Source organism: Aerococcus sp. HMSC23C02, from assembly GCF_001806805.1.
Taxonomy (GTDB): Bacteria; Bacillota; Bacilli; order Lactobacillales; family Aerococcaceae; genus Aerococcus; species Aerococcus sanguinicola.
Genome location: NZ_KV786043.1, coordinates 340,262 through 354,520, shown reverse-complemented (window position 1 = coordinate 354,520; position 14,259 = coordinate 340,262). Strand labels below are relative to the sequence as shown.

At 49.5% G+C, this 14,259-nt stretch carries 14 protein-coding genes; 13 read left to right on the top strand and 1 reads right to left on the bottom strand.

Going from position 1 to position 14,259, the window contains the following annotated elements; translation table 11 throughout:
* Positions 1-54: 54 nt before the first annotated feature.
* Entirely contained in the window at positions 55-1,020 is a 966-nt protein-coding gene (locus tag HMPREF3090_RS03050) for a 2-keto-3-deoxygluconate permease (RefSeq protein WP_067976302.1), read from the bottom strand.
* 198 nt (positions 1,021-1,218) lie between these two features.
* Here HMPREF3090_RS03050 and rpsU point away from each other — a divergent pair, with 198 nt between their 5' ends.
* The 13 genes from rpsU to HMPREF3090_RS02990 all read left to right on the top strand — a co-directional run bounded on the left by rpsU (position 1,219) and on the right by HMPREF3090_RS02990 (position 14,106).
* The gene (gene rpsU / locus HMPREF3090_RS09525) at positions 1,219-1,392 is read left to right on the top strand and encodes a 30S ribosomal protein S21 (protein WP_083272375.1); all 174 of its coding nucleotides are present in this window, start codon (positions 1,219-1,221) and stop codon (positions 1,390-1,392) included.
* A 30-nt stretch (positions 1,393-1,422) separates the two neighbouring features.
* Entirely contained in the window at positions 1,423-1,866 is a 444-nt protein-coding gene (locus HMPREF3090_RS03045) for a GatB/YqeY domain-containing protein (RefSeq protein WP_070485891.1), read from the top strand.
* 147 nt (positions 1,867-2,013) lie between these two features.
* Positions 2,014-2,961: a PhoH family protein gene (locus tag HMPREF3090_RS03040; RefSeq protein ID WP_067976300.1), complete on the top strand. Its 948-nt coding sequence runs from the start codon at positions 2,014-2,016 to the stop codon at positions 2,959-2,961.
* Between the two features lie 25 nt (positions 2,962-2,986).
* Positions 2,987-3,466: an rRNA maturation RNase YbeY gene (gene ybeY / locus HMPREF3090_RS03035; protein ID WP_067976299.1), complete on the top strand. Its 480-nt coding sequence runs from the start codon at positions 2,987-2,989 to the stop codon at positions 3,464-3,466.
* Entirely contained in the window at positions 3,444-3,833 is a 390-nt protein-coding gene (locus tag HMPREF3090_RS03030; protein WP_067976298.1) for a diacylglycerol kinase, read from the top strand. The genes ybeY and HMPREF3090_RS03030 overlap by 23 nt, the downstream gene beginning before the upstream one ends.
* Positions 3,834-3,850: 17 nt before the next feature.
* Positions 3,851-4,768: a GTPase Era gene (gene era / locus HMPREF3090_RS03025; protein ID WP_067976297.1), complete on the top strand. Its 918-nt coding sequence runs from the start codon at positions 3,851-3,853 to the stop codon at positions 4,766-4,768.
* 17 nt (positions 4,769-4,785) lie between these two features.
* Complete coding sequence (recO, locus tag HMPREF3090_RS03020) at positions 4,786-5,568, top strand: DNA repair protein RecO (protein ID WP_067976296.1); 783 nt, start codon at positions 4,786-4,788, stop codon at positions 5,566-5,568.
* 238 nt (positions 5,569-5,806) lie between these two features.
* Positions 5,807-6,733: a glycine--tRNA ligase subunit alpha gene (gene glyQ / locus HMPREF3090_RS03015; RefSeq protein ID WP_067976295.1), complete on the top strand. Its 927-nt coding sequence runs from the start codon at positions 5,807-5,809 to the stop codon at positions 6,731-6,733.
* The gene (glyS, locus tag HMPREF3090_RS03010) at positions 6,726-8,807 is read left to right on the top strand and encodes a glycine--tRNA ligase subunit beta (RefSeq protein ID WP_070485889.1); all 2,082 of its coding nucleotides are present in this window, start codon (positions 6,726-6,728) and stop codon (positions 8,805-8,807) included. The genes glyQ and glyS overlap by 8 nt, the downstream gene beginning before the upstream one ends.
* A gap of 39 nt (positions 8,808-8,846) precedes the next feature.
* A complete protein-coding gene (obgE, locus tag HMPREF3090_RS03005) occupies positions 8,847-10,184 on the top strand; it encodes a GTPase ObgE (protein ID WP_070485887.1) in 1,338 nt (445 codons plus the stop codon).
* Between the two features lie 129 nt (positions 10,185-10,313).
* Complete coding sequence (rnz, locus tag HMPREF3090_RS03000; RefSeq protein WP_067976292.1) at positions 10,314-11,240, top strand: ribonuclease Z; 927 nt, start codon at positions 10,314-10,316, stop codon at positions 11,238-11,240.
* 15 nt (positions 11,241-11,255) lie between these two features.
* Positions 11,256-13,583, top strand: a complete 2,328-nt coding sequence (gene recJ, locus HMPREF3090_RS02995; protein WP_067976290.1) for a single-stranded-DNA-specific exonuclease RecJ — start codon at positions 11,256-11,258, stop codon at positions 13,581-13,583.
* Positions 13,584-13,593: 10 nt separating this feature from the next.
* On the top strand, positions 13,594-14,106 hold the full coding sequence (locus HMPREF3090_RS02990; RefSeq protein WP_067976288.1) for an adenine phosphoribosyltransferase: 513 nt from the start codon (positions 13,594-13,596) through the stop codon (positions 14,104-14,106).
* Positions 14,107-14,259: the final 153 nt, after the last annotated feature.

Below are 14,259 nucleotides of genomic sequence, written 5' to 3'. Positions count from 1 at the left end.
ATAACAAAAAGGCTCCCCGTCACTCAATTGACGGGGAGCCTTTTCTTATTTCATTTAGACTTTTTTAGCTTCTTTGAGCTCTGTATGTTGATCTTGACCGGGATGGCCAAAGAGCCATTTGGCAATAATTGGGGTGAGGATACTTGAGATCACAACCCCGAAGGCAATTTGGGCGGTTGCTGCATCCACATAGGCTTGGTAGGCCGGATTGGTCGCCCCAATTAAGGCTGGAACAGACACCGACATCCCGGCGATGGTTGACATGGCGAGAGAAGTCACGCCATCCTTCTTTAAGACATAACGTTCAATGAGGACTAAGATCACAACCATAGGAATATAGAAGAGGAGGGTAAGAAGGATCCCTTGCCCGCCTGCTTTGAGGGCATTGACCAGGTTAATATTAGCTCCGAAAGCCCAACCCATGAAAGGAAGGGAGAGGGCCGCCCCAGGTTTGAGGAAGTCGGCCAATTTCTGGTCGGTATTACCGATAATGACCCCGAGGATAACTGGAATCAGGGTTGAAATAATCGGCATCCAGTTAATAGGGGTTGCCTGGGAAACAGAGAAAACTAACATGGGATAGGCTGGCGTACAGAGGACAGCCAGTAAACCAAAGGCAGCTGAGTCGCTTTCCGTCCCATATTCTTCTTCTAAGGCTAAGAAGAGGGAGGGGTTGGTCGATGCGATGGTTGTAATATAGGCAATGGCAGAGATACCGAAGATACCTGGCAAAGCAAAGAACTTGAAGAAGAGGAAGCCCAGTAGAACATTCAGAATAATTTTACAGAGGATCAAAATTCCTTCTTTTTTGAGGACCACCCGGATGGTATTGAGCTTGAGGGTAGTGCCGGAACACAAGCAGGCAAAACCGATAATATAGTTCAAACCTTTCGAGGTAAAGAGGGCCTCTGTCGCCCCACCGATTTCAAAAAGACCGGGGAAGAAGGTACAAAAAAGAGCGCTGATCAGCATCGGGACTAGGAGCAGGCCGCCCGGCACCTTTTTCATCAATTTAAACATGTCCATCTCTCATTTCTATCACTATATTTTTAATTAATTATAACATAATGCCTTCAAAATTGTTGTAATAAAAGGGATAATCGCTGTTTTGAAAAAAACTTCAAGTAAAAATTGACGGCAGGGAAGAAAAAAGCTATAATGAACGATGTACATTTTCAATGGGAAAATGACAGGTTGAAACGAGGGGAGGTATTGTTCATGTCAAAAACTGTAGTTCGTAAAAACGAATCTCTTGATGATGCTCTTCGTCGCTTCAAACGCACGGTTTCTAAGTCAGGTACTTTACAAGAAGTACGCAAACGTGAATATTACGAAAAACCATCAGTTCGTCGTAAGAAAAAATCGGAAGCTGCTCGTAAACGTAAATACTAATTTATATATGAGCTGATAGGAGGCGAATTCATGGCACTTATTGATGAATTAAATCAAGATATCAAACAAGCCATGAAAGCTAAAGATAAGACAGCCTTATCTGTCTTGAGAATGCTTAAGGGTTCAGTTCAGAATGAAGAAATCAACGAAGGCGGGACTTTAACTGAGGACCAGGAAATGACCGTGCTTTCTCGTGAGTTGAAGCAACGCAAGGACTCGATTTCGGAATTTCGGGCAGCCGGTCGCGAAGACTTGGCTGAGAAGACTGAAGCTGAACTAGGCTATGTTGAAAAGTATTTACCTAAGCAATTAAGCCGCGATGAGATTGAAGCAGTGGTTAAGGATGTTATCCAAGACACCAATGCCCAATCCAAAGCTGACTTTGGTAAGGTAATGGGCCAGGCAGTTGCTCGCATGAAAGGGCAGACTGCGGGGTCAGAAATTCAACAAGTCGTCAAAGAATTATTAAAATAATTCCAAAGGCAGGTCAACTGCCAAAAGAAAGCTGGAGCTCGTGTTCCAGCTTTTTTCTTTGGACAGACCCCTGACTTAATTTCATTCGTATTTTAGGCGGATATTTGGTATACTTTGAAGTAAATAGAAGAAGGAGGCCGTGCACATTTGACAGCAGCAGATGCGACATACACTTACCAGATTGATCATCCAGATATTGCCCAACAAATTTTTGGCAGCCAGGACCGCCATTTGGATTTCTTGGAGCGAAGCTTTGAGGCAGAAGTCTTTGCCCGCGGAAATGAGGTCGTGGTGAAGGGGGAGGAAGGCCCGCAGATCATTGACTTGATCAAGACCTTGGAAGGCTTACTCCTCAAGGGACAAGTCCTGGAAGAAGCCGATATCGTAACCGCCATTAAGATGGCTAAGAAGGGGACCCTCTCCTACTTTGTCAACCTCTACGATGAAGCGATTGGGAAAACCTACGACGGTAAGGAGATCCGAGCTAAGTCTGCCGGACAGAAACGCTATGTCGAGGCCGTGAAGAAGCATCCAGTGACTTTCGGGATTGGACCGGCTGGGACCGGGAAGACCTATCTGGCCGTGGTTCTAGCTGTCTCCGCCCTGAGAAAAGGTGAGGTCAAGCGTCTCGTCCTCACTCGTCCCGCCGTGGAAGCGGGAGAGAGCCTGGGCTTCTTGCCCGGCGACTTGAAGGAGAAGGTCGACCCTTATCTCCGGCCGATCTATGATGCCCTCTATGCTATCTACGGCTTGGAGCAGACGGAGCGCTTAATCGAGCGCGGCGTCATTGAAATTGCACCCCTGGCTTACATGCGGGGACGGACCTTGGATGACGCCTTTGTTATCCTCGATGAGGCGCAAAATACAACCATTGCCCAGATGAAGATGTTTTTAACTCGTCTCGGCTTTGGGTCCAAAATGATTGTCAACGGGGACCGGACTCAGATTGACCTGCCGCGCGGGGTAAAGTCTGGTCTGATCGATGCCCAGCACAAGCTGCAAGATCTCTCCGATATTGCTTTTGTCTCCTTTGATACGTCGGATGTGGTCCGCCATCCCGTCGTGGCTGCCATTATCCAAGCCTATGAAAACTAAGATTAAATAAAAAGCAGGTGACGCCATGTTAACAATTGAATTTACGGATAAAACCCAAGCCCTTAAGCCCGAGCACTGCCAAATGGTCCAAGAGCTCTTGGCCTATGCCAGCGACTACCTGGACTTAGCTGATCAGACCGAGATGTCGGTGACTATCGTAGATGATGAAGAGATCCACCAGATCAATAAGACCTACCGCGGGGTGGACCGGCCGACTGATGTGATCAGCTTTGCCATCAATGATGAAGTGGCGGATGAATTTGAAATCTTAGAGCTTCCTGAAGGCATGCCTTATGAACTAGGGGACCTCTTTATTTCTATAGATCGGGTCAAGGCCCAAGCTGAAGAATACGGTCACAGCTTTGAACGCGAGCTTGGTTTCTTGACCGTCCATGGCTTCCTCCACCTCAATGGCTATGACCATATGACGGAAGAGGACGAGAAAGAAATGTTTACTTTACAAAGAGAGATTCTAGATAATTATGGACTCAAACGATCAGAATAAGGAACAAGTCGGCAAGAACCGCCACTTCCTAGGGGCCTTGGGGCATGCCCATGACGGCCTGCGCTTTGCCCTCCACCATGAACGAAATTTTCGCTTCCAACTGGCCATGGTTCCCTTGCTGGGAGCTTTGGGCCTATACCTCGGCTTAAAGCCTACGGAATGGGCCTTGCTCGCTCTAGCTTGCGGCCTGGTCCTTTTGGCTGAACTTTTCAATACCAGTGTGGAATGGCTCTGTGACCTGGTAGTGGGAGACCACTTCCACCCCTTGGTCAAGACCATCAAAGATGTCGCGGCAGGGACCGTCCTCTTGATGACCCTGGTGGCTATATTTGTCGGTTTTGTTATTTTTGGTTCCTATATTCTTTAATAAAGTGAGGAAAAATTTTGAAGGAAAATACACACGATACGTTTAAATCAGGCTTTATTGCCATTGTCGGTCGACCTAATGTGGGCAAGTCGACCCTGATGAATCAAATTGTCGGCCAAAAAGTCGCCATCATGAGCGACAAAGCCCAGACCACCCGCAATAAGATCCAGGCTATCTACACCAGTTCCAACAGCCAGATGATCTTTATTGATACACCGGGCATCCATAAGCCCAAGAATGAGCTGGATGATTACATGCTCCAGAGTGCCTACCAGGCTTTAGACGAGGTGGAAGCTATCCTCATGCTGGTCAGTGCGGACGAAAAGATCGGCCCGGGTGACCGCTTTATCATGGACAAGGTCAAGGACCGGGAGAGCCCCGCTTTCCTGATCGTCAATAAGACCGATAAAGTCTCTGAGGAAGATTTGGCTGCTTATATGGCCGATATTCCTAATCCAGAAGCCTTTGAGCAAATTATCCCCATGTCTGCCCTGAATTCTGGCCAGGTGGAGGGCTTAATCGCTAAGCTGGAAGACTTATTACCTGAGGGCCCCCAGTATTATCCCGAAGACCAGCTGACTGACCACCCTGAATACTTTGTGGTCAGTGAATTGATCCGGGAACAAATCCTACAGAAGACCCGGGAAGAGATTCCTCATTCGGTGGCCGTCACTGTGGATAAGATGCAAAAGGACGAACTGGACCGGGTCCATGTCTATGCCAATATCATTGTCGAACGCAAGTCCCAAAAAGGGATAATTATCGGCAAGGGTGGCAAGATGATCAAGTCGATCGGGACAGGGGCTCGTAAGGAAATTGAAAACTTGCTAGGGTCCAAGGTCTTCTTGGAACTCTGGGTCAAGGTTGAGAAGAAATGGCGGGACAAGAAGTCCCTGCTCAAGGAATTTGGCTATAACACCAAGCAGGACTATTAGAAGCTAGAGGGGATTTTTTGCAGGCGGAAGAATTTGCAGGAATTATTCTATTTACGCGCAAGCACCGAGAGAAGGACATGCTGGTCAAGATCTTCACCCGCGAATACGGCAAGCGGATGTTTTTCCTACGCAATATCCAAAGGGCTAAGAATCCTCTGCGACCAGCTGCCTTTGCCTTTGTCCGTGGCCACTTTATCGGTCAGATTAATGCCTCGGGCTTGAGTTTCCTCAATGATGTCCGGGACAGCCTCTTTCCCCGCTTGACGACAGCGGATATCAGCGTTAATGCCTATGCCAGCTACATGACGGGGCTCCTGGACGCTGCTCTGGAGGATGGGGAAGTCAATACGATTCTCTTTGATTCGCTCTGGCAGGCTCTCGGCCAGCTTGAAGCAAGCAAGGATCCGGCCGTCGTTGCCAATATCTTTGAGCTCCAGCTCCTGCCCCAATTTGGGGTGGTTCCTAATCTCAAGGCCTGTGTCTTCTGTGGCCAGGCAGATACGGCCTTGGACTATTCCATGAAGTATGCGGGTTTTTTGTGCCAAAAGCATTTCGATAAGGATCCCCGCCGCTTGCATTGGACGCCGCGAACGGCTTATCTGGTCCAACATTTGAGCCAAGTCGATCTCAGCCGCCTGGGGTCTGTCAGCTTGGGAGAAGCTAATAAGCGGGCCCTCCGCTCAGCCATCGATGACCTCTACGAGGAATATGTGGGCATTCATTTGAAGAGTCGGTCCTTTATCGACCAGTTGGAAAAAATGATAAATCCTCTTGACGGTAAGGAGGAAAATCGAGTATAGTAAACGTATATATTGCATGCAAAGATAACCGAATAAGGAATTCCCTTTTTAGCGAGCCTAGTTAGTGAAAGTAGGCAACGAATTCTAAGGCAGGTTAGAGCATGTCCTGTTAAAGAGTGCCGGCGCTTTGCCGGAAATAGGGTGGAACCGCGATTGAATCGTCCCTATGCACTATTTTTTTAGTGTATGGGGCTTTTTTGTTTGTTAATTTAAATAAAAGAAAAGAGGAGAAGACAAGATGAACCAAGCAGCCAATACCTTACAAGGGATGATTTTAACCTTGCACCAGTTCTGGTCCGAGCAAGGCTGCCTCATTCTGAATGCATATGATACGGAGAAGGGGGCAGGGACCATGAGTCCTTATACGATTCTCCGGGCAATTGGGCCGGAGCCATGGAATGCTAGCTATGTGGAACCCTCCCGCCGGCCCGACGATGGCCGCTATGGGGAAAACCCTAACCGGCTTTACCAACACCACCAATACCAAGTGGTGATGAAGCCCCATCCCGATAACATCCAAGAGCTCTACATCCAGAGTCTGGAACGTTTGGGCCTTGATGCCAAGGACCACGATATCCGCTTTGTTGAGGACAACTGGGAGAATCCTTCCATGGGCTGTGCCGGTCTAGGCTGGGAAGTGTGGATCGATGGGATGGAAATCACCCAATTTACCTACTTCCAACAAGTCGGGGGCTTAGATTGCCACCCAACCACCTGCGAAATTACCTACGGACTCGAGCGCCTAGCTTCCTACATCCAAGGTGTCGATACTGTCTACGACCTGGAATGGGGCGGTGGCGTGAAATACGGTGAAATCTTCAAGCAACCGGAATATGAACACTCCAAGTACACCTTTGAAGAATCAAATTATGATGAACTCTTCAAGATGTTTAACTTCTATGAAGAAGAAGCCCTCAAGCAAATTGACAACAAGCTGGTTCATCCAGCCTATGACTATATTTTGAAGTGTTCCCATACCTTCAACCTTCTGGATGCGCGCGGGGTGATTTCGACAACCGACCGCCAAGCCTATCTGAGCCGGATCCGTAACATGGCCCGGCAAGTGGCCAAACAATTTGTCGCCAACCGCAAGGCCCTGAAATATCCTTTATTGAGCCGGGAAGAAGCGGAAAAATTATTAGAGGAGGACGCAGCTAATGAGTAAGCAACAGTATTTATTAGAAGTTGGTTTAGAAGAAATGCCCGCCAAATACGTGCGTCAAATCAGCCAACAATTCCAAGACCGGGTCGCTAACTTCTTAACCGAAGAGCGATTGACTTATGACGCCATTAAGGCCTTTGCCACTCCTCGCCGTTTTGCGGTTTTAGTGGATGGTTTAGCCGATAAGCAAGCTGACTTTGTCGAAACGGCTAAAGGCCCTTCAGAAAAGATTGCCAAGGATGACCAAGGGGAATGGACCAAGGCTGCCCAAGGTTTTGCCCGGGGTAAGGGCTTGTCGACTGACGACCTCTATGTGGAAGATGGCTATATCTATGCGGAAATCAAGGAAGAGGGGAAGCCCAGCCGGGAAATTCTGCCTCAAATCAGCCAATGCATCACGCAGATGACTTTCCCTGTATCCATGTACTGGTCTAACCACCGTAATTTTAAGTATATCCGGCCCATCCACTGGTTCCTCTCTCTCTTAGATGATGAGGTCCTACCCTTTGAAATATTGGGCATCCAAGCCGACCGCTATACCCGCGGTCACCGCTTCCTCGGCCATGACCAATTAACGATCGACAAGGCTTCAAATTACGAGAAACTCCTGGAACGAGACTTTGTCATTGCTGACCAGGATAAGCGTAAGGAAGTCATTGTCCAACAAATTAAAGACCTCGCTCAAGCGGAAGGCGTCCAAGTCAGCCAAGATGAGGCCCTCCTAGAAGAAGTCACTCAAATTGTGGAATACCCAACGGCCTTTATCGGCAGCTTCGATGATAAGTACCTAGCCTTGCCAGATCCTGTGCTTATTACCTCGATGGCCGAACACCAACGTTACTTCTATGTGTCCGACCAAGAAGGTAACTTGCTGCCTAAATTTGTGGCCGTCCGCAACGGTAATGAAGAAGGGCTAGAAAATGTTCGCCACGGGAATGAGAAGGTCTTAGTGGCTCGGCTAGAAGATGGCTTGTTCTTTGTGGAAGAAGATAAGCAAGAATCGATTGATGACTTCGCTAAGCGTCTCAGCCATGTGACCTTCCACGCTGAAATCGGGACCATGAAGGAGAAGATGGACCGGGTCAGCCAAATCGCTAAGCTCTTATACAGCCATTGGACCATGGAAAACCTCTTTGCTGATTACTTATCCACTGACTTTGAGCCCTTGATTGAGCGGACCGGAGCTATCTATAAGTTCGACTTAGAAACTAATATCGTCAATGAATTCTCTGAACTCCAAGGGATTATGGGCGAGTACTATGCCAGAGAAGCTGGCGAGGCTGAAGAAGTCGCTGTCGCTATCCGGGAACACTACATGCCGATCGCTTCTGATGCAGCATTAGGCCAATCAGCCCTAGGGATCCTCTTCGCCATTGCCGATAAATTGGATACGATTATTAGCTTCTTTAAGATTGATCGCATTCCTTCTGGCTCTAACGACCCCTTCGCCCTGCGTCGGCAAATGATCGGGATCGTTCGTCTAATGGCAGCTGAAGAGCTCCCCTTCGATTGGGATAAGGACCTGAAAGCCATCTTAGAGGCCGTTTACCCATCCGACGATGACCAAGTTGCCTTGGCGGAAGCAGTCTATGCCTTCATGTTAGAACGCTTGAAGAATATTTTGGAACAAGAAGGTTATGACCGGGACATTATCCAGGCTGTATTAGGGTCTGCTAGTCACGGTATCAACCAAAAACGCGCAGCCGCTAAAACCTTAGCTGACCACCATGAGGATGAAGACTTCAAGACTGTCATCGAATCTTGGAACCGGATCCTAAACCTCAAGGACAAAATGAAAGAGTTTGATATTGACCAAGTCACAGTCTCAGCAGACCTTCTAGAAAGCGAGAGCGAAGAGGCCCTCTACCAGGCTGTGGATAGCCTTTACCTAGGGGATACGCCAGCTGACTACTACCAAGCCTTGGCTGAACTGGCACCGCTTATTGAGCAATTCTTTGAAGACAATATGGTCTTTACCGATGATGAAGCGGTTCGTAACAACCGCCTGGCCCTCCTAGAAAAAATTGGTCAGCCAGTCAAAGTACTTGCCAATACCAAGGAACTCCTAATAAAATAAGAAGTGAAATAAAGAAAAAGAAGAGAAAGGAGGCAAAAGATGTCAACCTTTTATGATTATGCTAAAATTTGGGTGAAAGCCGGCAAGGGTGGCGACGGCCTCGTCGCCTTCCTGCGTGAAAAATACCGGCCTGATGGTGGCCCTGCGGGTGGCGATGGTGGCCGCGGTGGCGATATTATTTTCCGCGTGGACGAGGGGCTAAGAACCCTGCTCGACTTCCGCTACAACCGCCATTTTAAGGCCAAGGCCGGCCAAAACGGCATGACCAAGGGCCGCTATGGACGGGGGGCAGAAGACCTCATTGTGGGCGTTCCCCCGGGCACTATTGTCAAGGATTTTGATACAGGTCAAATCTTGGCCGACCTGGTAGAAGAAGGTCAGGAAGCCATTGTTGCTAAGGGTGGCCGGGGTGGCCGGGGCAATATGAAGTTTGCCACTCACAATAACCCCGCCCCTGAAATTGCAGAGAATGGGGAACCTGGTCAAGAACGGACCCTGCAATTGGAACTCCGGGTCCTAGCTGATGCTGGTTTGGTAGGTTTTCCTTCTGTGGGGAAATCAACCATCCTATCCATTGTTAGCGCCGCTAAACCCAAGATTGGTGACTACCATTTCACCACCCTGTCACCAAACTTAGGAGTTGTTGATCTGTCCGACCAACGTTCCTTTGTCCTGGCCGACTTGCCGGGCCTTATTGAAGGAGCTGCGGAAGGGATCGGTCTCGGTTTTCAGTTCTTGCGCCATGTGCAGCGGACCAAGGTGATTCTCCATGTCGTGGATATGGGAGGCTTTGAGAACCGCGATCCCTTCGAGGACTATGTGGCCATTAATGAGGAATTGAAGACTTATGACGAGACCATCTTAGAACGGCCGACTATCATTGTCGCTAACAAGATGGACATTCCCGAAGCAGAGCTCTATATTGAGGAATTCCGCGAGAAGTTAGCCGCATATTTTGAGGAACATTTTCCTGGCCGTGACTTGCCGGAAATCTTCCCCATTTCGGCCATTAGCCAGTCTGGTTTGAAGGACTTAATGGAAGAAACTTACCGCTTGATTCAAGAAGAAGAAGTCCGTCTGGCTCAAATCGAAGCTGAAAAAGTCGATGAAGTCGACCAAACACACAAGCTTTACCAAATCGAAGCTGAAGAACCCTATTTCAATCTATCCTATGACCAAGCAGATAAGATGTTTGTCTTATCTGGCGATCGGATTGAAAAAGACTTCTTGATGGCCAATCTTGAATACGATGAGAGCGCCCTGCGTTTTGCGCGCAAGCTTAAGCATCATGGGGTCGACCAAGCCTTGGTTGATGCTGGAGCCCAAGCCGGGGATATCGTCCGCATTCGAGACTATGAATTTGAGTTTTTTGATTAAAGAAGATGCGATAAATACTGGGGTAGGGCGATGAGACTGGGTGCTGATGAAGCAGTTTGGTCCTAAGACCTACCCCTCTTTTATCCTCATCCTGGGCTGTGCCAAGAGGCATTTAGAAAGGTTTTTGAATTGGAATTACATTTTTTAGGAACAGGAGCTGGTGTGCCGAGTCGTCAACGCAATGTGTCCGCTCTAATGCTTAAGCTATTGGATGAAATTAATGAGATGTGGCTTTTTGACTGCGGGGAGGCTACCCAGCAGCAGATCCTCCAGACCACCCTTAAGCCAGGCAAGGTCAGTCGGGTCTTTATTACCCATCTCCATGGCGACCATCTTTATGGATTGCCGGGCTTTTTAAGTTCTCGGTCCTTCCAAGGTGGGGCAGAGCGTCCCTTGACAGTCTACGGTCCTAAGGGTTTGAAGCAGTATGTCTGGACCGCGCTAAAAGTGTCCCAGTCTAAGTTGAACTATCCCTTAAAGATTGTGGAATTGGAAGGGGAGGGCCTCGCTTTTGAGGATTCTTCCTTCAAGGTGAGCTATGGACCTCTTGACCACGCTGTTGAATGTTTTGGCTACCGGGTGGAACAAGCCGACCAAGAGGGGGAACTCTTGGTTGATAAGGCCCGGGCTGCCGGGGTTCCGAATGGGCCCCTCTTAGGTAAGCTCAAACAGCGGCAAAAGGTGACCTTGGAAGATGGACGCGTGCTCGATGGTAATGACTTTGTCGGCGACAAGCAGGCGGGGAAGACCGTCACCATTTTTGGCGATACCAGGCCTTGTGACCAGGCCCTGAGTTTGGCTAAGGATGCGGACGTCTTGGTGCATGAGGCTACCTATGAAGCGGGCGAAGAGAAGATGGCCCACCGTCATTTCCATTCGACGGCCGCCCAAGCGGCCAAGCTTGCCAAAGAAGCAGGCGTTAAGCAGCTCTACCTGGCCCATATTTCCTCGCGCTATGTCACGGCGCCCCAGATCAAGCAATTGGTCCAAGGTGCCCAAAAAATCCACCCTCAAAGCTTGGTGGTTAAAGATTTTGACCAGTTTCAGATCAAGTAGAAAGTAGGGAGATACTTGCTTAAAGCAAACTATGATTGGAAAGTAAGATCTGACCAGTTAACAGACCAAGACCAGGAGACTATCGCCCAGTTAAAGGAAGCGGTGGAGCTTCCTGAATTGATGGTGAACTTGCTCTACCAGCGGGGCTTCCAAGATGAAGCCGCTATTCATGACTTCTTGGACGAAGAGCCTGTCATCCACGACCCCTTCCTCTTATCCGACATGGACCGGGCAGTGGCCCGACTGATGGCTGCCATTGAAGCAGGCGAGGCCATCTTAGTCTACGGGGACTATGATGCCGATGGGATTACTGCGGCCACCATCCTCGTTGAGAGTCTGGAGAACATGGGAGCTAATGTCCATAGCTACCTACCAGACCGCTTCGTGGATGGCTATGGCCCAAATACCGAGGTTTATGACTACTATATCAAGCAAGGGATCCAAGTTATCCTCACCTGTGACAATGGGGTCAAGGGGCATGAAGCGATTGCCCATGCTCAAGCCCAGGGGGTGGATGTGATTGTTACTGACCACCATGAAATCGGTGCTAGCTTACCCGAAGCCTATGCCATTGTCCATCCCCGCCATCCCGACCAGGCCTATCCTTTCGATGACCTGAGTGGGGCCGGGGTGGCCTTGAAGTTGGTCCAAGCCCTAACTGGAGACTTACCCGTCGACCTCTTAGACCTCTGCGCAATCGGAACAGTAGCGGACTTAGTCAGCCTCACTGATGAAAACCGGTCCTTGGTCAAGTTGGGCATCCAAGAGCTCAAGCAGACCCAACGTCTGGCCTTCATCCGGCTCTTTGAGAAGCTGGAAATTAACCCGTCGACGATTGATGAGGAGACCATCGGCTTTAAGATTGCCCCTCGGCTCAATGCTTTGGGCCGGCTTTCCGATGCCAACCTAGGCCTTAAACTCTTGATGAGTTTCGACCCGGATGAAGTGGACCAACTCCTCCAAGAGATGGAAGCCATCAATGTCGAACGGCGCGGCCTAGTCGACCAAATCGAAAAAGAAGCCCGGTCACAAATCGACCAACGCGATGATTTGGACGATATCTTAATCTGCTGGCAGGAGGACTGGCATGAGGGCGTCTTAGGCATTGTCGCCAGCCGCTTGGTTGAGCGCTACCAACGCCCTTGCCTTGTCCTTAGCCATAAGACTGACCAGGATGTCTACAAGGGATCTGGCCGGTCGATTGAGGGCGTCAACCTCTTTGACCTACTGAGCCAAGTTGAAGACCTCATGCAAGCCTTTGGAGGCCATGCCATGGCAGCAGGTTTGACGATTGCAGGTGAAAACTTTGCAAGCTGGCAGTCCCAGCTCCAAGCACTCGGCCAGACTATCCATGAGACGGTCCAAAAACCCGCGCCCTTGGTCCTAGATGGCCGCATCCAGCCGGAAAGTATTAGCTTAACCAGCCTCGACGCCTTAGAACGCCTGAAACCTTTTGGGACGGATAATCCGAAACCTAGCTTCTTACTCGAAGCCGGTCCCTTGAACCGGATCCAGCAGATTGGCCGCGACAAGCAGACTTTGAAATTAGCTTTGGAAAAGGCGCCTGACCTGGCCCTGATTGGTTTTTGCATGGGAGACTTGGCCCGTCAGCTCGCTCCTGGCAATCATTTAGAGGCTGCTGTTGAATTGAATATCAATGAGTGGCAGGGCAAGCGCTCGCCCCAGGCCCTTTTGATTGACTTGAGGGTGGATGAGGCCAGTGTTATTGACCTCCGCCAGGCCCGGGCTCGCGAAGAGGTCTTTGCGGTTGAAGAAGCCTTCTATCTCTTCCAGGACCCCAAATACTTGGCAGCCTACCGCGACCAAATTCCTGGCTCGAGTCGGGCCATATTGGTCGATGAATTGGACCAGGATCAAGGGCTAAGCTACCAGCAGGCTGTTCTCTTTGACTGCCCCTTGGACCTAGAAGGCGTGCGTCGCTTTGTTCAAGGCCAGGGGATTAAGAACCTTTATCTCTTTGCCTATTCGCCCAAGCAGGTCTACTTGAATGGCTTGCCCCAGCGCGAGGATTTTGAACGCTACTACCGTTATCTCTTGGGCCACCCCCAACTCCCGCTCAAAGGACAGACAGCTGTCCTAGCTTCTTATCTCAAACTCGCTGAAGGACAGCTCATCCTGATGACGGATATTCTTGAGGAAGCCGGCCTAGTCGCTTGGAAGGGGGAGACCCTCCACATTTTGCCGGTCCAGGGCAAGGTTGATTTGAAGGCCTACCTGATCAAGTATGAGCAATTATTAAACAGTGAACAAGTTTTGCTTTATAATGATATTGGATCAATCACGAGCTACTTTTTTGCGCCAGAGCCAGCCAGTGCACCATAAGGAGGAAATTATGAATTTTGAAGACTATATTGCTAGTATTGAGAACTATCCTGAAGAAGGGGTGACTTTCCGCGACATTACCCCTCTGATGGCTGATGGGGAAGCCTTCCATGCTGCCATTGACCAGATTGTCCAGTTCGCTAAGGATAAGCAGGTCGATATGATTGTTGGACCAGAAGCGCGGGGCTTTATTGTGGGATGTCCCGTGGCCTATCAACTAGGGATCGGCTTTGCGCCCGCTCGTAAGAAGGGCAAGCTCCCTCGCGATATCATTAGCGTAGACTATGGTTTAGAATACGGAGAAAATACCCTCCAGCTCCATAAAGATGCCGTTAAACCCGGCCAGCGCGTCCTTATCGTCGATGACCTCCTAGCAACCGGAGGCACCATCCAAGCCACCACCCAATTAGTGGAAAAACTCGGAGGCCAAGTCGTCGGCGCAGCCTTCATCATCGAACTAGAAGCCCTCAATGGCAGAGAAAAAATCCCTAACCTGGACATCTTTAAAATACTGACTTATTAGGAAAGGGTGTGAGGGCTGGCGTTTAGCTTTCCTTCACTGGAGCAAGTCACCAGAGCAGTCTGAAAGACTGCTGCGGGGACTTGTGAAGTGACAGGAAAGCTGCCGGCCCGAGCCCAACTAGGGTGTGAGCAAAGGCGGTTAGAAAGGGATGAC